Annotated in this window: 24 protein-coding genes; 19 read left to right on the top strand and 5 right to left on the bottom strand. The window is 48.4% G+C overall.

Annotated features, from left to right (window positions below):
• Window positions 1-183: 183 nt before the first annotated feature.
• Window positions 184-1,824, top strand: coding sequence for a ribosomal protection-like ABC-F family protein (gene abc-f, locus AY633_RS13645; protein WP_068488833.1), 1,641 nt, complete (start codon window positions 184-186; stop codon window positions 1,822-1,824).
• A gap of 52 nt (window positions 1,825-1,876) precedes the next feature.
• Here the strand turns inward: abc-f and AY633_RS13640 are convergent, their stop codons facing one another.
• The 4 genes from AY633_RS13640 to AY633_RS13625 form a co-directional block, all read right to left on the bottom strand.
• Window positions 1,877-2,548, bottom strand: a complete 672-nt coding sequence (locus tag AY633_RS13640; RefSeq protein WP_068488832.1) for an ABC transporter ATP-binding protein — start codon at window positions 2,546-2,548, stop codon at window positions 1,877-1,879.
• A 2-nt stretch (window positions 2,549-2,550) separates the two neighbouring features.
• Complete coding sequence (locus AY633_RS13635; protein ID WP_068488831.1) at window positions 2,551-3,585, bottom strand: ABC transporter permease; 1,035 nt, start codon at window positions 3,583-3,585, stop codon at window positions 2,551-2,553.
• 116 nt (window positions 3,586-3,701) lie between these two features.
• A complete protein-coding gene (locus tag AY633_RS13630) occupies window positions 3,702-5,081 on the bottom strand; it encodes a sensor histidine kinase (protein WP_068488830.1) in 1,380 nt (459 codons plus the stop codon).
• Window positions 5,078-5,752 (bottom strand): response regulator transcription factor, encoded by a 675-nt coding sequence (locus tag AY633_RS13625; protein ID WP_082799248.1) that lies wholly within the window; start codon window positions 5,750-5,752, stop codon window positions 5,078-5,080. Before AY633_RS13625 ends, AY633_RS13630 begins: the two co-directional genes overlap by 4 nt.
• A 129-nt stretch (window positions 5,753-5,881) precedes the next feature.
• On the opposite strand from AY633_RS13625, the gene AY633_RS13620 reads away from it, so the two are divergent.
• The 4 genes from AY633_RS13620 (at window position 5,882) to AY633_RS13605 (ending at window position 8,554) form a co-directional block, all read left to right on the top strand.
• Window positions 5,882-6,361: an HIT family protein gene (locus AY633_RS13620; RefSeq protein ID WP_068488829.1), complete on the top strand. Its 480-nt coding sequence runs from the start codon at window positions 5,882-5,884 to the stop codon at window positions 6,359-6,361.
• Window positions 6,342-6,794 (top strand): PaaI family thioesterase, encoded by a 453-nt coding sequence (locus AY633_RS13615; protein WP_068488828.1) that lies wholly within the window; start codon window positions 6,342-6,344, stop codon window positions 6,792-6,794. The genes AY633_RS13620 and AY633_RS13615 overlap by 20 nt, the downstream gene beginning before the upstream one ends.
• Before the next feature lie 33 nt (window positions 6,795-6,827).
• Window positions 6,828-7,934, top strand: a complete 1,107-nt coding sequence (locus AY633_RS13610) for a mechanosensitive ion channel family protein (protein ID WP_068488827.1) — start codon at window positions 6,828-6,830, stop codon at window positions 7,932-7,934.
• 86 nt (window positions 7,935-8,020) lie between these two features.
• Window positions 8,021-8,554, top strand: coding sequence for a GNAT family N-acetyltransferase (locus AY633_RS13605; RefSeq protein WP_068488826.1), 534 nt, complete (start codon window positions 8,021-8,023; stop codon window positions 8,552-8,554).
• 40 nt (window positions 8,555-8,594) lie between these two features.
• On the opposite strand, the gene AY633_RS13600 is transcribed toward AY633_RS13605, so the two are convergent.
• Window positions 8,595-9,596: an EAL domain-containing protein gene (locus AY633_RS13600; protein ID WP_068488825.1), complete on the bottom strand. Its 1,002-nt coding sequence runs from the start codon at window positions 9,594-9,596 to the stop codon at window positions 8,595-8,597.
• Between the two features lie 219 nt (window positions 9,597-9,815).
• On the opposite strand from AY633_RS13600, the gene AY633_RS13595 reads away from it, so the two are divergent.
• From AY633_RS13595 to flaG, 14 genes are all read left to right on the top strand, one after another.
• The gene (locus AY633_RS13595; RefSeq protein WP_068488824.1) at window positions 9,816-10,277 is read left to right on the top strand and encodes a DinB family protein; all 462 of its coding nucleotides are present in this window, start codon (window positions 9,816-9,818) and stop codon (window positions 10,275-10,277) included.
• 143 nt (window positions 10,278-10,420) lie between these two features.
• The gene (locus tag AY633_RS13590; protein WP_068488823.1) at window positions 10,421-11,251 is read left to right on the top strand and encodes an STAS domain-containing protein; all 831 of its coding nucleotides are present in this window, start codon (window positions 10,421-10,423) and stop codon (window positions 11,249-11,251) included.
• Window positions 11,252-11,488: 237 nt separating this feature from the next.
• Window positions 11,489-12,634, top strand: coding sequence for a GAF and HD-GYP domain-containing protein (locus AY633_RS13585; RefSeq protein ID WP_068488822.1), 1,146 nt, complete (start codon window positions 11,489-11,491; stop codon window positions 12,632-12,634).
• A complete protein-coding gene (locus tag AY633_RS13580) occupies window positions 12,631-12,975 on the top strand; it encodes a DUF3307 domain-containing protein (RefSeq protein WP_068488821.1) in 345 nt (114 codons plus the stop codon). Before AY633_RS13585 ends, AY633_RS13580 begins: the two co-directional genes overlap by 4 nt.
• 12 nt (window positions 12,976-12,987) lie before the next feature.
• Complete coding sequence (locus AY633_RS13575; RefSeq protein ID WP_068488820.1) at window positions 12,988-14,802, top strand: adenylate/guanylate cyclase domain-containing protein; 1,815 nt, start codon at window positions 12,988-12,990, stop codon at window positions 14,800-14,802.
• Window positions 14,803-14,831: 29 nt separating this feature from the next.
• Window positions 14,832-15,278, top strand: coding sequence for a flagellar assembly protein FliW (gene fliW / locus AY633_RS13570; RefSeq protein WP_068488819.1), 447 nt, complete (start codon window positions 14,832-14,834; stop codon window positions 15,276-15,278).
• A gap of 3 nt (window positions 15,279-15,281) precedes the next feature.
• Complete coding sequence (csrA, locus tag AY633_RS13565; protein ID WP_068488818.1) at window positions 15,282-15,503, top strand: carbon storage regulator CsrA; 222 nt, start codon at window positions 15,282-15,284, stop codon at window positions 15,501-15,503.
• 214 nt (window positions 15,504-15,717) lie between these two features.
• The gene (locus AY633_RS13560) at window positions 15,718-16,764 is read left to right on the top strand and encodes a flagellin N-terminal helical domain-containing protein (protein ID WP_068488817.1); all 1,047 of its coding nucleotides are present in this window, start codon (window positions 15,718-15,720) and stop codon (window positions 16,762-16,764) included.
• A 321-nt stretch (window positions 16,765-17,085) separates the two neighbouring features.
• The gene (locus tag AY633_RS13555) at window positions 17,086-17,220 is read left to right on the top strand and encodes a flagellin (protein WP_008431706.1); all 135 of its coding nucleotides are present in this window, start codon (window positions 17,086-17,088) and stop codon (window positions 17,218-17,220) included.
• Between the two features lie 73 nt (window positions 17,221-17,293).
• The gene (locus tag AY633_RS16395) at window positions 17,294-17,470 is read left to right on the top strand and encodes a YjfB family protein (RefSeq protein WP_069577449.1); all 177 of its coding nucleotides are present in this window, start codon (window positions 17,294-17,296) and stop codon (window positions 17,468-17,470) included.
• Between the two features lie 148 nt (window positions 17,471-17,618).
• The gene (locus tag AY633_RS13550; RefSeq protein WP_068488816.1) at window positions 17,619-17,864 is read left to right on the top strand and encodes a hypothetical protein; all 246 of its coding nucleotides are present in this window, start codon (window positions 17,619-17,621) and stop codon (window positions 17,862-17,864) included.
• Window positions 17,865-17,997: 133 nt separating this feature from the next.
• A complete protein-coding gene (locus AY633_RS13545) occupies window positions 17,998-18,783 on the top strand; it encodes a ComEC/Rec2 family competence protein (protein ID WP_068488815.1) in 786 nt (261 codons plus the stop codon).
• A gap of 374 nt (window positions 18,784-19,157) precedes the next feature.
• Window positions 19,158-19,868 carry a glucosaminidase domain-containing protein gene (locus AY633_RS13540; RefSeq protein WP_260804582.1) on the top strand — a complete coding sequence of 237 codons (711 nt, stop codon included), beginning with the start codon at window positions 19,158-19,160 and terminating at the stop codon, window positions 19,866-19,868.
• 128 nt (window positions 19,869-19,996) lie between these two features.
• Window positions 19,997-20,341 carry a flagellar protein FlaG gene (flaG, locus tag AY633_RS13535; RefSeq protein WP_068488813.1) on the top strand — a complete coding sequence of 115 codons (345 nt, stop codon included), beginning with the start codon at window positions 19,997-19,999 and terminating at the stop codon, window positions 20,339-20,341.
• Window positions 20,342-20,351 lie beyond the last annotated feature (10 nt).

The raw sequence follows: 20,351 nt of genomic DNA, 5'->3' as shown, positions 1-20,351 counted from the left end.
CTATATTTTAGTCATTTGAAATAGTAAATTTCGAAGGCAAAAACATAGGATTAGTCTGCCCATTTCTACCATACGGTGAGGCTGTTTATTCAGCGCACGTAAATGTACCGGCTAATCCTTCCAAATTTAGATTTGGGAGGATTTTTTAATTCTCCCTGTCGATAGATGAAGGGGTGGTTCTGCATGACAGAACTGATGAAATTGCTAGATATATCCGTGGAAATTGAACAACAAGCTTTATTTGAGAAGTTGAGTGCGAACGTCCAGCATGGCGACCGCATCGGCATTATCGGAAAAAACGGCGCGGGGAAAACAACGCTTTTGCGCTTGCTTGCCGGAGACCTCACTCCAGCAAGTGGGCAAATTATTCACGGTTCACGGGGGATGAGCATACGGACAGTCGAACAGGAACTGGCCGATTACGCGTTTCAAGACGTGACGGCAGCGGAAGAGGCGCTCTTGAAAAAATGGCAAGTGCCACTGCGCGATTTTGCCCACTTGAGTGGAGGCGAAAAGCTCAAGGCGAGGCTTGCGAAAGGCTTCGCAGCACCTGCAGATCTCTTGCTGCTGGATGAGCCAAGCAATCATTTGGACGCACAAAGCACGGCGCATTTGCTGCGCGAATTAAAGACTTACCCAGGGGCCATCGCCATCGTCTCGCACGACCGCTATTTTCTTGACCGCGTGGCGACGAAAATCTGGTCCATTGAAAACGGCAAGGTTTATAGTCATGATGGCAATTATGGCGACTATATGGAATTCCGCGAACAGCAGCGAAAAAGCCAGCAACACGCCTATGAGACCCAGCAAAAGCATATTACGCGGATCGAAAACCAAATGAAACAGCTGTCTTCCTGGTCCGAATCGGCGCATGCCCAATCGACCAAACAAGAGGGCTATAAGGAATATTACCGGGCCAAAGCGAAACGCATGGACGCTCAAGTGAAATCCAAACAAAAGCGGCTAGAGAAGGAATTGGAAGAAGCGACGGTCGACAGAGTTGAAGCTGACGATACGGTAGAGTTCGCTTTTCGTCCCAGTTCCAAAGTAGGCAAACGCTTTTTGGAAGTCAAAAATGCCGGGAAGTCGTTTGGGAAGATGCCGTTATTCGCCAACGCTTCCTTTACGGTTCAGCATGGAGAAAAACTGGCCGTGACCGGCGTGAACGGCAGCGGCAAAACGACATTTTTGAAAATGCTTGCGGGCGAAGAGCCGGTAAGCGATGGGGAGCTGTGGCTATCGCCTTCTGCATCGATCGGCTATTTGACGCAAGACGTCTTTGATTTGCCGCTCGATCAGACACCAGCCGAGTTATTTGAACAGATCACGTACAAAGACCGTGGGCGCGTGCAGAATCTCTTGAAGCATCTCGGTTTCCGCACAGAGCAATGGCTGGAGCCGATCCGAGAGATGAGCATGGGCGAGCGGGTCAAATGCAAATTGATGAAGTTCATCTTGGAGGATAAAGACGCCTTATTGCTCGATGAGCCGACCAATCATTTGGATTTGCCATCGCGCGAACAATTGGAAGCCACCTTGGCGGATTATCGCGGCACGCTCCTCGTCGTGTCGCATGACCGTTATTTGCTAGACAAGGTGACGGATGGCCAGCTGGTGTTTGAAGACAGGGCCATCCGCAAACAGCTCGGGAAAGCGGCTCCGCAAGCATCACTCGGAAGCAGCGGTGAACTTCGGCTGAAACTCGAAACCGAGCGCCAGGCCGTACTCGGGAAACTGAGCTTCCTGCAGCCGAAAGACAAAGGCTATAGCGAACTCGATCGGCGCTTTGTGGAATTGACTAGACAATTAAAGGAAATGGAGTAGAGGGAACAGAAGAGTAGACGACAGAAAAGAGACGGCCGCAGCCGTCTCTTTTTTACGCCAAGCGGCCGTCTTTCATAGTGAGGACGCGGTCTGCATAGGTGAGCAGGTCTTCTTCGTGAGTGACCATCAAAGTGGCGATATTCAGTGTTTTCGTCAGTTTCTGAAGCAATTCCATTACTTCGCGCGACTTGGTGGAGTCCAAACTTGCCGTCGGTTCGTCCGCGAACAAAATCTTCGGTTGGTGGACAATCGCGCGTGCAATGGCGATGCGCTGCTTTTCCCCGCCAGACATCGAAGCGGGATAGGCACTCTTACGGTGGCCCATGCCTACCTCATCCAGTATTTTTTCGACCTCTTGTCGTTGTTGTTTTGTCGAAAGCGGGGAGCCGGCCGTCTCGAGCATGAGCAGCAATTGCTCTTCGGCCGTGAGAAATGGCACGAGGTGAGAGGATTGAAAGACAAAGCCGAACGATTCCGCGCGGATTTGGCGGGTTTTTTCTGGACTCAGCGCGCCAAGGTCTTGGCCATCAAAATGAATTTCGCCAGATGACGGAGTTTGAAGCCCCGCCGCGATTGTCAGCAGCGTGCTTTTGCCGGAGCCGGATGACCCGACAAGGGCCGTAATTTCACCTTCCGCCAGCGTCAAGTCGATGCCTTTTAAAATTTCCTCCGAGACTTCACCAGTCGTGAAGTTCTTTTTGATGTTGCTCGTTGAAAAAATCATGCTTATCCCTCTCCTTGTTGAATGGCTTGAAGCGGTTGGGCCTTGCGGATTTGAAAGCCTGACAGTGTCGCTCCGGCAAACCCAATGGCAAAGAACACCGCGGATAATTGAAGCGTGGTGCTAATCGGCAAGTAAAATGGCATGCCGCTTGGTGCCAGAATTTCGAATACTTGGCTGAGGACGATGGCCAAAGTGAGCGCGATCGCAGTAATGACGAGCATCTGCACCCAGATCATCCGGAACAAGGCGCCAGTCTTCACGCCAATCGCTTTTAAGATGCCGTAGAGCCCGAACTTTTGGATGTTCATCATATAAAAGAAAATCGCGAATAGCATGCCACTGATGACCACTAAAAACCAAACGATCATGGACAGCGATAATTGCTCTGCGCTATAGCTGGGTAAGGTGTTGAGGAATTCATCCACAGAGAAGCTTTGCAAGCCGGCGATTGCCTCGAGTCCTGCCGCTTCTGGGACGAACAGCATTTGCAGGTCTTCTGTGCGGTACATTTCCGCGTAATTATTCGGGTGAACAAAAGCGACAGGTGCATGGCTGTATTTCACGCCGTCTGAAAAGCCCGCTACGGTAAATTCGCCATTAAACTGGCTGTTGGTGAAAGTATCGCCTTGCTTGATGCCTTGTTCTTCGAGAGAGCGGTCGAGGATGATTTCATCTTTTGATACGTCGGGAAATTCAGCTGAACTGGTCGATGTGACGAATGCGACGCTTTGTTGTTCGTCTTGTTCATTCAATAAAAAGCCCATCTGGATAGAGAATGCAAATGCGCCATCTTTTTCCAATAGAACTGCTTGCTGTGTTTCCATGTCGATCGCGGACAAGGCGTGGGTTTCTTCCGCTGCCGTTTCCATATAGATCGCGCCGTCCGGCAAGTTTTTGATCAAGGCGGCATTGTCTTGAGATAAACCATTCGCGAGCCCTGAGATGATGAAGGTCAATAAGCTGATCAAAAAGACGATCGATCCAAGAATCACGAATTTTGTTTTGCTTTTCTTCATTTCTTTCCATGCTAAGTTCACGTTGTTCGCCTCCGTTTTGGTATAGCTTCAGTTTACAGAGGCAAGATGAATGGAAGGTGAACGGGCGTTGACAGTTTGGAATAAATAAAGCCCTCCAGTTTTGGAGGGCTTTGAGTCTATACAGATGATGAGGCTGGAAGAATAACAGTGACGGTGGTGCCGGTACCTAATGTGCTGTCGAGGTCAATCCTTCCGCCATGGAGCTCGATGATTTCCTTAGCGATCGATAGGCCAAGGCCAGAGCCTTTTTGGCCGCGGGTGCGGGCTTGGTCGGCGCGGTAAAAGCGTTCGAAAGCATGTTTCGTTTCGTCCTCTGTCATGCCGATGCCGTGATCGCGTACCGTGACACGGATATGGTTCTCGCTCTGCGTAAGGGTTACGTCGACCGAGCCGCCCTGTTCGCTGTACTTCACCGCATTGGTCAACAGGTTTTCCCAGACGGTTTGAAGCAGCACCGCGTTGCCTGGCGTATAAGCTGGGGTGAGCTGTGCAGACAGCGCCAGTTCTTTGTTGTCGAACGCATAGCGCAAATGGCTGAGCGTCGCGTGTAATTGTTCGTGGAGTGCTACGGTTTCGAGCGCTTCTGGCGTTTCCTTGTCGACCGATGCCAAGGTCAAGAGTTGCGTCGTCAATAGAGACAGGCGCGCCGTCTCTTCGCGGATAATGTCCGCGTAGTGCTGCTTGTCAGAATCGCTGATGCCCGGTTTCTCCAGCAAGCCGAGATAGCTTTGGATCGTATGGAGCGGTGACTGGATATCGTGGGAGACGTTATGGACGAATTCCTTGCGCTTGACGGTCGACTGTTCAATGCGCGAACGCATCAACAGGAACTGGTCGGCGAGGCGGCCGATTTCATCCCGCCGGTCGATTGCCAGCGGCACGTCGAAGGTTTCCGTCGCCATTTTCTCGGTCGCTTCGGTCAGTTTCGTGATCGGTTGGATCAATAAACGAGCGACGAGCAACATGCCGAGAAAGCTTAACAGCACGATCCCTACAGCCAAACCGCCAAACAACAGATGGAGTTCCTGGAACAATAGCTCGATGTCGGGACGCAGAAATAAAGCATAGGATTCGCCGCCGAGCGTCACCGGGACGCCGATGGAATTTGTTAGTTCATTAGCGAAAAAGCCAGTGACGAAAGTTTGACGCGGAAAATCACGGATACCGTTAAAGGTGTCACCGCCGAGCACGTGCTGGACGTCCTGTTGGGCGATCGTTTCGTCGCGAAATTCACCGCCGAAGCGCGAAACATCGTTGCCATCGGTCAAATACAATTGATAGCCGGCGTCGCCGAGCACTTCGAGTGTGCTTTCCACTTGGTTAGGCGGCAGGCTGTTCAAATGGCCGGCAAATGATTCGGCAATCGCCAAGTTTTTATCGTTATTATCTTCTTTCAAAAATTGGTGATACAACGTGTTCATCGCGAAAAATGAGATAGCGCTGCTGATGAGCATCGTCAGGAATGTGAACCAGATGAATTTGACGTACAAGCTCATGACTCGGCCTCCAGTTTATAGCCGACGCCGCGCACCGTGACAATCTTGACATCCGGCGCGAATTGTTCGAGCCTTGTGCGCAACCGCTTGATGTGGACATTGATGGTCTGCTCATCTCCTTGAAAATCGAGCCCCCACACACTTTCGATAATGGTGTCTCTTGTAAAGACGTGGCGCGGTTTGGAGGCGAGCAAGGCAAGTAACTCGAATTCCTTCAATGGAATGAACGACAAGCCGTTCGGCGAGCGCAGTTCATAGCTTTTCAAGTCAATCGCTAAAGACCCCGCCGTAAGGGTATTGTTTTCGGGATGGTCGTAACGGCGCAAAATAGCTTTGACACGGAACAGCAATTCCTTAGACTCGAACGGTTTGACCAAATAATCGTCGGATCCTGCGAGAAATCCACGTTCTTTGTCTTCGATATGGTGGCGCGCTGTCAAGAGGATGACCGGGATACCGTAGTCTGTGCGTAGGCGTCCGGTTAATTCGAAACCGTCGATTCCTGGCATCATGACATCGACAATCGCGAGATCTACTGTCTGCTGTTCCAAACGTGCGAGCGCCTGCTCACCATTTTCAGCGGATATCACTTCAAAGCCATGTTGCCGGAGCTCTCCGGCGACAAACTGGAGCATAGGTAAATCGTCGTCTACTGCGAGAATGCGAATCATATTAACCCTCCTTGCCTACTAGTATAGGACATAGCATGAAAAGACGTTAGATTTTCCTTTCAAGGATACATCTTGCTTGTATAATGGAGAAAACAATAGCGGCATGGCCGTTTCGAAAGGGTGGGAAATATGAGTGGAGAAACAAATTGTTTGGGCTGCCGCCTGGCAAATGGCGAGCTGCCGGTGCACATGGTTTATGAAAACGACCAGGTGGCGTGTTTTTTAGACCATGATCCATTCAACGAAGGGCATGTACTCGTTTTGCCCAAAAAGCATTCCCGTTTCATCGATGACATGGATGACGAAACGGCGATGGCCATTTTGCAAGCTTCGCAATTGATGAGCCGGACCATCCGTGAACTGTACGCGCCATTTGGCATCACGCAAACGCAAAACGGCGGAGGGCCTGATGAGTTGACGCATTTTCATTTGCACATCGTGCCGAGAGAAAAACATCAGCCGTTCGCGAGTTTTTATACAGAAGAGGACTGGGACAATGAAGCGCTGAAAGAACGATTGGCTGACACGCGCACGAACTTGGCGGAGGCCGTTGCAGCGCAGCTAACGACATCACCAACAGGAGGCTCTTATGTCGAAGCGAATCGATGAACAAGCGCTTCACCAACAGCATTACGCAGAAATCCGCGATAAAGTGGCAAACGATCCGTATGCCCAGTCGCTCGGCATCCGTTTAACAAAGTTTGAAGAAACGGTGGCTGAAGCGGAGCTCATCGTGCAGGAACATATGGTCAATGCTTACGGAACGGCGCACGGCGCAGTCATTTATGCGCTCGCGGACCATGTGTTATCGGTCGCAAGCAATGCCCACGGTAAAGCGTCGGTCGGCTTGTCGACGACTGCGCAATTTATCCAGGCGGCAAGGCCAGGAGATGTGTTGACGGCACGTGCCGTTGAGACGAAGCGCAATTTCCGCGTCGGCTTTTACCGCGTCGATGTGCTGCGCGGAGAAGACATCATTGCAACGGTCGACGGGGTGTCTTACCGCAAAGACCAGTATTTTGTCGGGGACGAAGAGGATTGACTGTACGACTGAAAGCAGAAAGGAGGTGGCGATATGCTATTGTCGATACAACCAGAAGAGCTGACGGAGCGCTGGTATGATGTGTTCGAGCAAATCGAGTGGACCGAAGTGTTGGTGTTTTTATTTTACGTGGCCTGTATTTTCTTGGTGAGGGCTGTAGTGCTGGCGATTTCCAAGCGCTTGAGCAAAAATCGCTTGTTCCGCTATGTTGACCCGATCCTCACAAGCTTATTGAACTGGGCGACGACTTACGGGATTTTATTGTTCATGATCTTTTACTTTTCCAATTCGGGATGGATGTTCGACCGGTTGTTTGAAATCGGCAATGTTGAAATCACGGCATTTTTGCTGATTCTGGTCGTCTTGATCGTGTCGCTTGCTAACCGGGCGTCAAAAATCATCACGCGTTATATTTTGCCGAACGTCTATCAGCGTTATCATTTGGACCGGGGCATGAGCTATACTTTTGACCGAATGTTCCATTATACGGTCATGGCGATTGCGATTCTGATCAGCTTAACGACGGTCGGTTTGGATTTGAGTGCCTTGACGGTGTTTGCGGGAGTCGTAGGGGTCGGGATCGGCTTTGGTTTACAAAACATCGCCTCGAACTTTATTTCCGGGATTATCTTGCTGTTCGAGCGGCCGATTAAAGTCGGTGACCGGGTCATCATCGACGACTTGATCGGCGATGTCGACAAGATTTCAATGCGTTCGACCGTCATCAAGACGATTCACAATGAACACGTCATCGTCCCGAACTCGTATTTCCTCGAGGAGCAAGTCGTCAACCGGTCGTATGGCGACCCGCGCATGCGGCTGGTGGTACCGGTTGGGGTTGCTTACGGAACGGATGCTGAAAAAGTGAAGCGAGTGCTGCTGCAGGCGGCGCAAGAAGAACAGCAAGCGGGCGGTGTCGTCTTATTAGACCCGGAGCCGTTTGTTAATTTTGCGGCATTCGGCGAGTCGTCGCTCGATTTTGAGCTGATGGTGTGGATCGACAACTCAAACCAAGTGATCGTCACGAAAAGCGCCTTGAACTTCCGCATTAACCAGCTGTTTGCCGAACAGGGAATCGAAATCCCGTTCCCTCAGCGTGATTTGCATATTAAAACCATGCCTGTGGACAAGCAGGAATAAAGCGTACGGCTCTTTGTGCTCTTCTAACTGCTACAAGACAAAGGGCCATTGCCAACCAACAATAAGTTTAGAGTAGGTGAAGTAGAATGGAACTAATCATCGATCAAGAGCAAGCATCGGAATTTGAAGCAGTAGAAGCACTTATCCGGCAAGCCTTTGCTGGTGAGGAGCTTAGCGATCAGACGGAGCATCAGCTAGTAAAACGTCTAAGAACCAGCAAGGCTTACGTAAGGGAATTGTCATTGACCGCCAAACGCTCAAATGGCGAATTACTTGGCCATATTATGTTGACAAAAGCACAAATTCTAGGTGGACAAAAGGCGTTCGATACCTTGGCGCTTGCGCCTGTTTCAGTGTTGCCGGAACACCAAGGAAAGGGTATCGGAAGCGCATTGATCAACGCTTCACTCAAGCGTGCTAAACAGCTGGGCTTTTCTTCCGTGATCGTGCTGGGCCACCCAGCGTACTATCCGAAATTTGGCTTCGAACGAGCGAGCCGCTGGAATATCCGTGCGCCGTTTGAGGTTCCCGAAGAAGCGTTTATGGCGATCGAATTGGTGCCGGGCGCCTTGGCGAATGTGAGCGGTGTGATCCAATATGCGGATGAATTTTCATCCTAAAAAAGAGGAAGAGACGCATAGGTCTCTTCCTCTTTCTAATTTATGATACAGCTTTAGCGGTAAGCGGGGCTGCGGCGGGTTTGCCAAAATAATAGCCTTGGAACAATTCGTAGCCTTGTGCTTTTAGCCATTGGAAATCTTCTTCGGTTTCGATGCCCTCTGCAAGCGGCGTAGAGCCGGCAGCGCGGGCTTTATCCAAGAAGCTTTTTGCAACCAGCTGTTTGTCAGCGTCTTGAGCGACGCCGAACACGTATTGCATATCGAGTTTCATGAAATGCGGCTTTAGTTCATCGAGCACTTCGGCGGTGCTATAGCCTTCGCCGACATCGTCAAGCGCGTATTGGAAACCTCTTGACTTGTAATAGCCGAGAATGCGCTTCAAATGCTCCAAATCGTCGACTTTCTCGGATTCCACGACTTCAAATACCAATTGGTTCGGGTCGACGCCAGTTTGCTGGGCCAGTTCAATGGTCGAACGCAGGCAAAATTCCGGCGAATAAATCGAGGTCGGGATGAAATTGATGAATGCTTTTTCGTCGGACAATTGGCCGGCTGCCCGGACAGCGGTCATGCGGCAGACGCGGTCGAGCGCGTACAGGCGGCCGCGGCTTTTCGCAGCGGGAAAGATCGTGTCCGGATAAATAACTTGCCCGTCGGCATCGTGGAAGCGAGCGAGCATCTCATAGGCGAAAACATTGCGTTCTGCGTCGACAATCGGCTGGTAATGGGATACGATGCGCTCGTTTTGAATGACTTCATCGATCCATTCCATGTCGAACACGTGGCGCATATTCGTGATTGGCTGATAGCTTTCCTGGTTGATGCGGAATTCCGCGGACTCAGTTTCCAGCAAATCTTCGCAAAAACTCAAAAATTCACGGGCCCCGAACTCATCCAGGCGCAGCCGATAATCTTTCAAAGACACCTCAAGCCCCTGGCGCTCTAAGTGATCTATGGCAATTGGGATAATGGATTGGTTCAATTCACCGCTGAGGCGAATATCAAATGACAATGTGGAGACTGAACAATTATTACAGTTCAATCATACTCCCCCTTTTTTGATGTGGTAATTAAAGTATATCCGATGTGACTTAATTCACAAGTAATTTGTGCAAGAACGGTATTTTAGGTGGAAAAAGCAAAGTATCTACCAAAAAATGGTTAGCTTTCTGATGTAGCCGGAAAACCTGAATCGAAAGCGTTGCTTAGCCCGCCATGAAAACGCTAAAATGAGCCTATTCACATTTCAGGAGGCGATAGGATGAATGAAGAGATAATGTTTCGCCAATGGAAAACTTGGCGCAGCATGATTATCAAGCTGCTGGACAAGACGAGTGAAGAAGAGGCGGACCAAATGCCGGCACCGTTCCGCAATTCCATCCGTTGGAATGCCGGCCATTTGGTTACGGGAATCGACAGCTTCGTTTCGAAATCGCTCGACACAACACCGTTTTTGCCGGAACGCTATAAAGAACTATTCGCAAGCGGCACATCGCCGCAAAACTGGGAAGGCGAGGTGCCTTCACTAGAAGAGCTCAAGCAAGTGCTGCGCGACCAGCCCGACCAGATTGAACACATCACAGCCGGTAAGCTCGACAGCAAATTGCTCGAGCCGTTTATCGGCATGGAGACGCTCGGTGAAGTGCTGGCATTCATGATTTCACACGATGCGCTCCACCTCGGGACGATGAGCGCGATCCGCAGAACGACCAAGATTCAATAAGTAGATGAAAGCCCCGCCTGAAATATAAGGCGGGGCTTTGTTACAGGAGTATGTCATTGTCGTTTCCATAGTCATATCGGCGTGCCTAGCCTTATACAAAATGGTATACTGAGGGCAATTCATTGGAAAAGGTGGCAGGCGGAATGTCTTCATTTACGGAGTTTTGCGGATATATCACAGCGAGCCCTCGGACGCTCGCTGAACAAGTAGTCGACCGGGTGCTTGCGAAAATCGACCAGGACATCCCGGAAGCGGAAAGCTTACGGGCGGTTGAAATGTACGAAGAATTGCTGGGCCATCTCGGGGCAACCCTTGGCAACGAAGCCGACCTGGACGTGCCGGATGCGTTAATCGAGTGGAGCAAGAAAAATGCCGAAATGCAAATTACATCCGGCGGCAAGATTTCTGAGATCGTCGTGCGTTATCCGCCGACGCGCGTCGTCATGGCAGAGTTGTTCACGGAGTTGAGCGTGAAGTTTGGGCTTGGCCTGGAAGAAAATGCACGGGTCATCAAACGCATCAATACCTTGCTCGATGTCAGCTTGAACGAGACCTTCTTTGCGTTTGAGCGGCTGCAGGAAAAATTCGAAGCGGAAATGCAAAGCGAGATGATCTCTTTGTCGGCACCGATCGTCCCGGTCGCTGACGATGTCGTCGTTTTGCCGCTCATCGGCTATCTCGACAGCTACCGCGTCAATCACATTTTGACGAACGTCATCCCGCGCATTGCAGAGATGGACGTCTATCACGTCATCACCGATTTCTCGGGCGTCTTGACGATCGACGACCAAACCGCAGAAGCGATCCACCATATCGGCAGCACATTCAGCTTAATGGGCATTCACGTCGTCGTGGCAGGCTTGCGTCCGGACTTGGTGCAGACCATCGTCCGCTCAGGCATTCAATTGGCCACGGCGGATGCTTATGCCACCGTCAAACAAGCGCTGGAAAGCTTGGAAAAAATCGAAGCATAACAATACGAACGGCCGGGCCTCTTACAGGTCCGGTTTTTTTACGCAATTTTAGTAAATTTTTTGGCAAAATGGCCGATAATAAAAGAGAAGGCTGAATGAACGCACATGTTACTGCATCTTCTGGGCACCATGATGTTGCTGCAAACGCGGAGACGCATTGTCTCTTGTGTCATCATCAGCTATCTTAAAAGTAAGCAATTCATCTCGACTTCAAAGTAAAAATAGCGGAGGCCATTCATGAACGACATACAACAATTGGAACAACGTATCCAGGAGCTGATGGCATTATGGGATGCTGCGAAAGACCTCAATTCCCATCTCGAACTGGATAAAGTATTCGACCATATCCTCCAGCAGATGATGCACGTGATTGGCGCGGAAGCGGGCACTTTGTGGGTCGTGGATGCAGAGGGGCAGGAATTGCAGGCCGTTTCTGCATTCGGCCCAGCCGCCGCGGAGATTCTTGATGTGACCATGCCAAAAGGGCAAGGCATCGTCTGGAAAGTATTGGAGACCGGCCAGGCGGAACGAATCGGGGATGTCTCGACGCATGCCGACTGGAACGAACGCATCGATCAGGAGAGCGGATTCCACACAAGTTCCTTAATGACAGTGCCATTGATTATCAAAAACAACCAGCTCGGCTCGCTGCAATTGCTCAATAAGCGAGGGGGCGAGTGGTTCACCGAACAGGATCTGCGCTTGGCGGAAGCGCTGGCGCATCAATCCGCGCTCGCGCTCCACAATAGCCAAATGTACGATGAGCTCAACCGCATGCTCCTCAGCATGATCCGCACCCTCGCGACCGTGCTTGATGCACGCGATCCTTACACATCCGGGCATTCGGGGCGCGTCGCGAATTATTCCTTATGGATCGCCCAGAAAATGGGGCTGCCTTTAAATGAATGCGAAGAATTGTATAAAGCGGCGCTGCTGCACGATATCGGGAAAATTGGCATTCGCGACGATTTGCTGCAAAAGCCCGGGCGTTTGACGCAAGAAGAATACAGCACCATCCAGCAGCATACCTTAATCGGCGCGGGCATTCTCGGGAACATGGAGCCGAGGCGCGCGATGGAGCAAGCGGTGGCGACAGCAAAATCCCATCACGAACGCTTAGATGGCAGCGGCTATCCAGAAGGGCTTGTGGGCGATGAGATTCCCTTGTTTGCGCGCATTGTCAGCGTCGCCGATACCTTTGATGCGATGACGACGGTGCGTTCTTATAGCAATGGCTTCACTCCGCAACAAGGCGCCGCAGAACTCGTGCGCTGCCGAGGAGGCTTGTTTGATGAAGCGGCGGTCGATGCGATGATCGCCATCTTGGAAGAATGCGATTACGATTTAAGCACGTATAAAACAGAGCGGAGATACCAAATATGAGCATGTTCGATTATTTACTGCTGGGCCATTTAGTCGGCGACTTTTTGCTGCAGACTTCGTGGATGGCGCAATACAAAGCGACCAAATGGCTGCCGCTGCTGGCACACGTCACGGTGTACACAGCCGTCATCGCTTTGTTCGGATTATTTGCCGGCGGCTTATCGCTGTCGGCGCTTGCGCTCGTCTTTGTGAGTCATGTGGTGCTCGACCGGCGGCGCTTTGTCGCATTTTGGGTCAGGCGCATTCAAATGGCGACAGGGGTGGAAAGCAAATGGCTATCAATTGTGGCAGACCAGATTTTCCATCTCTTGTTTCTGGCCTTGGCGATTGCGTTGACATAGGAGTGAGTGAAGATGACATTGAAATCAAAGCATTACACTATTGAAAAAGAATATCCGGTCGACCGACAGACGGCGTGGGAGCAGCTTGCGGACAATAACCGCTTGAACGATGCGATCGGTTTGTTCCCCGTGAAGTTTCAGCCGAATAAAACCGAAGCGACCGGCTTGATTTACAGGGAAGCGGCGGCGAAAGTGATGCGCGTCGTCCCGATGACGTGGAAATCACTGCCGTTTGAATGGCAGGAGCTGGAGTATTACACGACCGAACGGCAATATCTGGACGGGCCGCTCAATTATTACATATTAACGCTGGAATTTTTTGAGGTAAGCGAAGGCGAAAAGCCGCGCACGAAAGTCCGGCTAACGGCGGAATTTTCTCCGAAAAACGTGCTCGGCTATGTGGGCATCCAGGCAACGGGAGTGCCGGCGCTGAAGAAAATCATGGCGTTTTTGGACGATTACCAGCCGCAACAGATTGAACAAGCACCAAGGACAAACCAACGCGCACCGAAAGTGAATACCGAACAACTCGAAAGCTTAAGCAAGCAATTGACCAAGTACCCGGTCGCCCCAGAATTCGCGGCACGTTTGAAGCATTACCTCAACAACAGCACTGAACAAGACGCGGCAGAGATCGTGCCGAAAAATCTAGCGAAACTGTGGAATATGCCAATGGATGAAGTGTTGCGGGGCATGCTCTATGCCACGAAAACCGGCTTATTGGAACTAAGTTGGCACGTCATTTGCCCGAACTGCCGCGTGTCCAAGGACAATCACCGCAGCTTATCGGAACTCGAGCAAAGCTTTCATTGCGACTTGTGCGGCGTTGCTTACGACGCGAATTTCGACCAGTCCGTCGAATTGCATTTCTCGGTACATCCGACCGTGCGCACCGCTTACGCAGAAGTGTATTGCGTCGGCAGCCCACTCATCACGCCGCACGTCATCGCACAACGCATCGTCCGGGCAGGGCAAGCGGTCAGTTTCAAGCCGGTCGCAGGACACACGCCGATGCGCTTGCGCGTGCTGCAATTGAATGACCAAATCCGGATCGGCCAGACCGGTGCGTTTTGTTACACAGCATCCGGCTGGGTGGAATCTTCTCAGGAAACTGCGGATATTGCCATCGTCAATGACAGCGAAAAAGACATCGTCGTAGCGCTCGAATACGCCGACTGGAGCAAGGAAACGGTGACGGCGGCGAAAGTGACGGCCATGCAGGAATTCCGCGATTTGTTTTCATCAGAAGTGCTGGCGCCAGGCCAGAAAATCGCCATCGGACACGTGACGATCTTGTTCACGGATCTCAAAGGCTCGACCGCGCTTTACGAGGAGTCAGGAGATGCCAATGCCTACGGACGTGTGCGGCGCCATTTCGACTTTTTGACCGAACACATCAAGCAAAATTCGGGTAGCGTCGTCAAGACGATTGGCGACGCGGTCATGGCGGTGTTCTCAAAACCCGCAGACGGTGTGAGGGCAGCGCTTGCGATTCAAGAAAAACTGGATGCGTTTAACGCACAAACACATGATACACTGCTATTAAGAGTCGGCTTATTCAGCGGACCGGCCATCGCCGTCAACTCCAACGACCGGCTCGATTATTTCGGCCGTACCGTCAATCTAGCCGCGCGCGTGCAAGGCCAAGGAGATGCGGGCGAAGTGATCATCAGCCGAGCGCTGTTTGAGCAGCCGGACGTGGCGAAGCTGTTGGAAGGTCAAGGCTTATCAATCGAGTCGTTTACCGCGGAACTAAAAGGCATCGAAGGCGAACAAGCTTTGGTGCGTTTGCGCATGCACGAGATGGCTCATATAGAAGCAGGCTAAATCAGGTTCATATAGAAAGGAAGTCAGCTATGAAAATCCAAACCGAACAATTCGGCGAACTCGAACTCGCAGATGATCGCCTCTTAACATTCGAGCGCGGCATTCCGGGATTTGAAGAGGAGACGACATTCGTCTTACTTCCGGCAGATCCATCAGGCGACTCGCCGTTCTTTTTCCTCCAGTCCACAGAACACGCAGCAATCAGCTTCTTCATGGCAGACCCGTTTGTGTTTTTGCCAGACTATGAAGTAAAGCTCGATGATGCGTTAACCGGGCAATTGAAACTGGACGAGCCGTCCGATGCGATTGTCTTGGTGACGGTCACGCCAAATAAACAAATTGGCGACGCGACAGCTAACTTAAAAGCGCCAGTCGTCATCAACAACAAACAACAACTCGGCAAACAAATCGTCCTGAGCAACGCAAACTACCAAGTGAAACATCCGCTATTCCAACAAGCGGCAAGGCAGGTGTAAGGGATGCTCGTACTCGGACGCAAAGTCGGCGAATCGATCGTCATCGACAACAACATCGAAATCACGGTCACTTCCATCGAAGGCGACCTCATCAAACTGGGAATTTCCGCACCGAAAGAAATTCCGATCCACCGGAAAGAGATTTATTTGGAGATTCAGGAAGAGAACAAGAACGCGGTGTCGAATGTGATTGATATTAGTGACTTTTTGAAGATGAAAAAATAAAACCTGGAGCGGGCAACTAGCCTACTTCAGGTTTTTTCTTGTTTCATAAAATTTAAATATATATATAGGATAAAGTGACTTCAAAAAGTTTTTAGAATTTTTTTCAAAAAAGCTAAACATTTTAAAATGCCTACCGATAAATAGAGTGTAAGGCAGTCCAAACGGATTTGGGCGCTTGCAAAAACAAAAAAACATTACACGGAGGTAATACACAATGATTATCAATCACAACATCGCAGCACTTAACACACACAGACAAATGGGCTCAGCTCAAAGCGCGCAAATGAACAGCATGGAGAAATTGTCTTCTGGTCTTCGCATCAACAGCGCAAAAGATGATGCAGCTGGACTCACAATTTCTGAAAAAATGCGCGGACAAATTCGCGGACTTGAGCAAGCTTCGACGAATGCTCAGGATGGTATTTCTTTAATTCAAACCGCAGAAGGCGCTATGTCCGTGACACAAGATATTCTACAACGTATGCGAGAATTGTCTGTACAGTCTGCCAATGATACAAACACGGATACTGATCGCGGCGAAATTCAAAAAGAAATGGATCAATTAATAGAAGAGATTGATCGTATTGGCAACACAACTGAATTTAATTCAAAAAAAATACTTAATGGAGAATTAAGTGGTACAAGTTCAACTGCAGAAGGAGTCAAAGTGAATAATACGGATGCTTCATTTGCTTCTGTAGCTCTAACTGCGGTTGGAACTAGCGAAGATAACACTTATAACGTAAAAGTTACTGGTATAACTAGAGATGGTACAGGCGCAATCACTGGATACGATTTAAGCTGGGAAGATAAAGCTGGTGTAACAGGAACTGCAAGCGATGTTGCAGCAGCTGGTACGCAAGTTATCGGAGATTTCACTGTTACTCTTGGAGCGGCTGGTTCAATGAAAGTTGGCGACGAGTTGACATTTACTGGAACAGAAGCGTCTTTTGACGATGCAGACACTTCTTTAGCTCTACAAGTTGGTGCAAACTCTTCTCAAACTATTAATGTAGGTGTCGGAGATATGAGAGCGGGTGCTTTAAAAGTAGCTGGTTTGGACGTCACTAGTGCTCAAAGTGCACAAGCTTCCATTTCAGTAATCAACGATGCAATTGAAAGTGTTTCGTCTGAACGTTCTAAATTAGGCGCTAGCCAAAACCGTTTAGAGCACACAATCAACAACTTAAACACATCTTCTGAAAACCTAACAGCTGCGGAATCACGTATCCGCGACGTTGATTATGCCGAAGCCGCGTAAGCGAGTGGAGGTACAGTCGTCCTGATTGGTAACGATCAGAGATTACGACCGGGTGAATTGCTGGAAAGCCCTTAAGCTTTTATTGCCACAACGTAGTTGGAAACGACAAGCGTGACGGCTCGAGAAAATAAAAGATTGGGCAATCAGCAGCCAAGCTCCTGTCTCGAAAGAGTGGAGAAGGTTCAACGACTAGGATAGACCATCTAAGGCGAAAGCTATGGTGATGAAATCCGTAGGTGACACAGTGTCCATCAGCACTGATTGATCCGAAGTGCCCGGCCCCTACTAATACTAGAGGGTGAAGATATAGTCTAGTCATTTATGAAAGTAAATGTTCGCACGATGGCGAAAGAAATGATGGAACAAACTAAGAACTCGATTCTTGCACAAGCGTCACAAGCAATGTTGGCACAGGCGAATCAAGCGCCGCAGCAAGTGCTTCAGTTGCTACGTTAATTTTAAACACCAAAAGGAGCCTGATTTTAGGCTCCTTTTTTTTATAACTAAGTTCTATTAAGGGGGAGTTCAGATGGATATCGCCGCTTTATCGATGTCGCTCAGCCAGATGAATGTCCGGCAAGAAGCAAGCGTCTTAGTGACCAAGAAAGCGATGGACCAGGCCGAGAACAATAGCGCGAGTGTTGTGAAGATGCTTGAGCAATCGGTTCAGCCGCATATTGGCAGATCGGTGGATTTGAAAGGTTAACAAATTTAATAAGGAATTAACTAAAATAAATTTATAAGAAATAGCGTGTTGTATTTGTTTGAAGTTAAAGAAACCCTAGTGTATACCAATTACCTTTAGTATAAAAGTTTTCTCTATTTGTATCTAAGTGTGGGAGGGAAGTACAAGGATGCATAAAGTAAAACTATATTGTGAATCTAACAATCATAATGGGACTATCATTTTTGACACGGTTGATTTACAAGGGTTGAAACAATTGTGGGAAGATGAATTCGTTGATAAGAAGTGGAATGAAGAAGATCAACGTTCATTAATTGAAGTTACTGATTTAAAATACTTTCCGTACCGGCCCAAGGGAAGGCCATTGGTACGAAGTGCCTTATTCGTTTTGGCGCAATTTCAACATCGATTTTGAATATTATTCTTTAGAGCATGAGAATGCATCATTATTATTCCGTCTAAAAATAACTTATAAAAGCAAGGATGAAAAATTAGATTTTTATAAATACACTTTAAATTCATTTGAGAAGTAAATGAGGTGAAAAATTATGAGTGATGTATTAATTGTACATGATGTAGGACATGGTAATTGGAATCAAATAAAAAGCGATGAATATACTGTTTTCTTTGATATCGGCGCAGACAAGTACTATGGAAAAGAAGATATTAGAGCCTTGATTCAGAAGTCTGGTTTAGAAGAGACAGAGCGTTTCAGCATTGTTATTAGTCATTGGGATGTCGATCACTATCATGTCTTATTTAAAATGGAAAAATCAGAATTAAGAAAAATAGAAAAAGTAATCGCTCCAACACCACCGGCAAATATAAAAGGAGAAACTCCAAAAACGATAGCTAGAGTAATTGAGTTATTGGAGGATGAAAATATTTGCATTGAATTTATACCTAAAAGTAGAAAATTAGATAACTCAACTCAAAAGGTGGAGATACATTTCTCGTGTGTGATTAATTCCTATATTTCGCTATATAGAACTACAGGGGCAAAAAACAAAAACCTAGATAGTATAGTTCTTTATTATGAAGGTAATGATAAGAGTATAGTGCTTACAGGTGATAATTATTATAATAAAGTATATGAATTTATTTTAGCTCCTAGAACAATTAATAAACTAATTATGGTGGTACCGCACCATGGTGGTTTAGCAGGGAAGTTCATCCCAAGAGATTGGGCAAGTCTCTCTACAGAAACGGTAATTTGCTCATGGGGAATTAATAACTACGGACATTCCTTAACCAAATTAATAAAAGTTTTTAACGGAACGTTCTCTCGTATAGAAGAAACAAATGGCACTGGTTCAATACAAACATATTTATAATGGACTAAAATAGAGTTTGCTAAATCGCTAATTCAACTTGTGAATAAGTATTAAAGAATCTACAAGATATATTGAAAAAATCTAGAAGATTAGCTTACTACTATTTGAGTTGATCTTATATCTACAAACCACGTCTTTAAAGAAAATGTTCTTTTAAAAAAGTGTAGAATCTTTCAATAAGCTATACTATCTCTAATCGCCTCCTCGTCTTAGTGTCTTAATCAACTTGATAGACTATTGAACCTGATACCTAGGAGCACTAGAAATTATTCTTCAAAACACATGGTTTCTCCCACAATTATCCTATTCTTTTATGATAAATAATCTTGTAAACTAAACGAATAAATGGAAACGGAAGGTGTGGAAGAACTATGATGGGGCCGATCAATTCAAATTGGCTGTTTCAAACGGCGATGAGTTCGCTTCAGCAGACGTCCTCGATGAACGGGAGCGGTGCGGCGAATAGCCAATCGACCGGGATGTCGGGGTCGTTTATGATGCTGTTGATGGCGGCGATGCTGGAAAATGTCCAGCAGATGCAAGCGCCCATGCAACAAGCATCCACTACAAACAGTTTGGCTTTTATGACGCCGGCAAGTGCTTCGTATAATCCGGCTGTCGCAAACCTGACGATGGAGCATAAAGACGTGGCGACGAGCAGCGCAGACCAAAGCGATTTGAAGTTCCGGCCAGTCCAGTTTCTGAAGCTCGACGGGCAACTCGAAGGAAAACTGAGCGGCACGGCGGTGCATTTCATTGAAGCTGGCAAGAAATACGATATTGACCCGAATCTTTTGTCTGCGATTGCGGTACATGAAACCGGAAACGGCTCATCACGCGCGGCGAATGAGAAAAACAATATCGCTGGCATGATGGGCAAGAACGGCCTACGCAGCTACGATTCGGTAGCCGACAGCATTTACGATATGGCGCGCAATTTGCGGCAAAATTATTTGAACCAAGGCAAGGAAAGCATTGCGCAAATCGGCGCGAAGTATGCTCCGGTTGGCGCGGCGAACGATCCGACCGGCCTCAACAACCACTGGACACAAGGCGTCAGTAAATTTTATACGCAACTCACATAAGATAAGGCAGGCTCTTTATGGGCTTGTCTTATTTTTTTGATTGGATTGCTAAAAAAAAAGCAAACCGTGCCGATAATAACAATAGAGAGCTTTTTAGGTTGAACTTAAAAGATTAGGGGAGTGTCGTCATGGAAGTCACGAATCAATCAGCGCCGCAGTTTAAGGAAATCGCCAAAATAGATCCAATCGTTCCAAAAGACGTGAATGTCTCCAAGGAGCAGCAACATCAAGAGCCTGCTAAACCGATAACCAAAGACATGCTCGACGATAAGATCGCCGTCATGAATGAATTTTTAGAGCCCGCTGCGACCAATATCAAATTCCAGCTGCACGAGCAATTGGAAGTGTATTACGTGCAAGTGATCGACACAAAAACCGAGGAAATATTAAGAGAAATCCCAAATCGCAAGTTTCTGGACATGTACGCTTCGATGACCGAACTCGCGGGGATCATGATTGATGAAAAGCGATAAGATAGGAGTG

It is taken from the genome of Planococcus maritimus (genome assembly GCF_001592825.1).
Lineage (GTDB): Bacteria > Bacillota > Bacilli > Bacillales_A > Planococcaceae > Planococcus > Planococcus maritimus_C.
The sequence above is the reverse complement of the archived record's forward strand: the minus strand, read 5'-3'. Positions and strand labels throughout refer to the sequence as shown.

Coding starts and splice junctions, on each gene's coding strand:
- abc-f (WP_068488833.1), top strand. CDS start 184: ATGACAGAACTGATGAAATTGCTAGATATATCCGTGGAAATTGAACAA.
- AY633_RS13640 (WP_068488832.1), bottom strand. CDS start 2,548: ATGATTTTTTCAACGAGCAACATCAAAAAGAACTTCACGACTGGTGAA.
- AY633_RS13630 (WP_068488830.1), bottom strand. CDS start 5,081: ATGAGCTTGTACGTCAAATTCATCTGGTTCACATTCCTGACGATGCTC.
- AY633_RS13625 (WP_082799248.1), bottom strand. CDS start 5,752: ATGATTCGCATTCTCGCAGTAGACGACGATTTACCTATGCTCCAGTTT.
- AY633_RS13620 (WP_068488829.1), top strand. CDS start 5,882: ATGAGTGGAGAAACAAATTGTTTGGGCTGCCGCCTGGCAAATGGCGAG.
- AY633_RS13615 (WP_068488828.1), top strand. CDS start 6,342: ATGTCGAAGCGAATCGATGAACAAGCGCTTCACCAACAGCATTACGCA.
- AY633_RS13610 (WP_068488827.1), top strand. CDS start 6,828: ATGCTATTGTCGATACAACCAGAAGAGCTGACGGAGCGCTGGTATGAT.
- AY633_RS13605 (WP_068488826.1), top strand. CDS start 8,021: ATGGAACTAATCATCGATCAAGAGCAAGCATCGGAATTTGAAGCAGTA.
- AY633_RS13595 (WP_068488824.1), top strand. CDS start 9,816: ATGAATGAAGAGATAATGTTTCGCCAATGGAAAACTTGGCGCAGCATG.
- AY633_RS13590 (WP_068488823.1), top strand. CDS start 10,421: ATGTCTTCATTTACGGAGTTTTGCGGATATATCACAGCGAGCCCTCGG.
- AY633_RS13585 (WP_068488822.1), top strand. CDS start 11,489: ATGAACGACATACAACAATTGGAACAACGTATCCAGGAGCTGATGGCA.
- AY633_RS13580 (WP_068488821.1), top strand. CDS start 12,631: ATGAGCATGTTCGATTATTTACTGCTGGGCCATTTAGTCGGCGACTTT.
- AY633_RS13575 (WP_068488820.1), top strand. CDS start 12,988: ATGACATTGAAATCAAAGCATTACACTATTGAAAAAGAATATCCGGTC.
- fliW (WP_068488819.1), top strand. CDS start 14,832: ATGAAAATCCAAACCGAACAATTCGGCGAACTCGAACTCGCAGATGAT.
- csrA (WP_068488818.1), top strand. CDS start 15,282: ATGCTCGTACTCGGACGCAAAGTCGGCGAATCGATCGTCATCGACAAC.
- AY633_RS13560 (WP_068488817.1), top strand. CDS start 15,718: ATGATTATCAATCACAACATCGCAGCACTTAACACACACAGACAAATG.
- AY633_RS13555 (WP_008431706.1), top strand. CDS start 17,086: ATGAAAGTAAATGTTCGCACGATGGCGAAAGAAATGATGGAACAAACT.
- AY633_RS16395 (WP_069577449.1), top strand. CDS start 17,294: ATGGATATCGCCGCTTTATCGATGTCGCTCAGCCAGATGAATGTCCGG.
- AY633_RS13550 (WP_068488816.1), top strand. CDS start 17,619: ATGCATAAAGTAAAACTATATTGTGAATCTAACAATCATAATGGGACT.
- AY633_RS13545 (WP_068488815.1), top strand. CDS start 17,998: ATGAGTGATGTATTAATTGTACATGATGTAGGACATGGTAATTGGAAT.
- AY633_RS13540 (WP_260804582.1), top strand. CDS start 19,158: ATGGGGCCGATCAATTCAAATTGGCTGTTTCAAACGGCGATGAGTTCG.
- flaG (WP_068488813.1), top strand. CDS start 19,997: ATGGAAGTCACGAATCAATCAGCGCCGCAGTTTAAGGAAATCGCCAAA.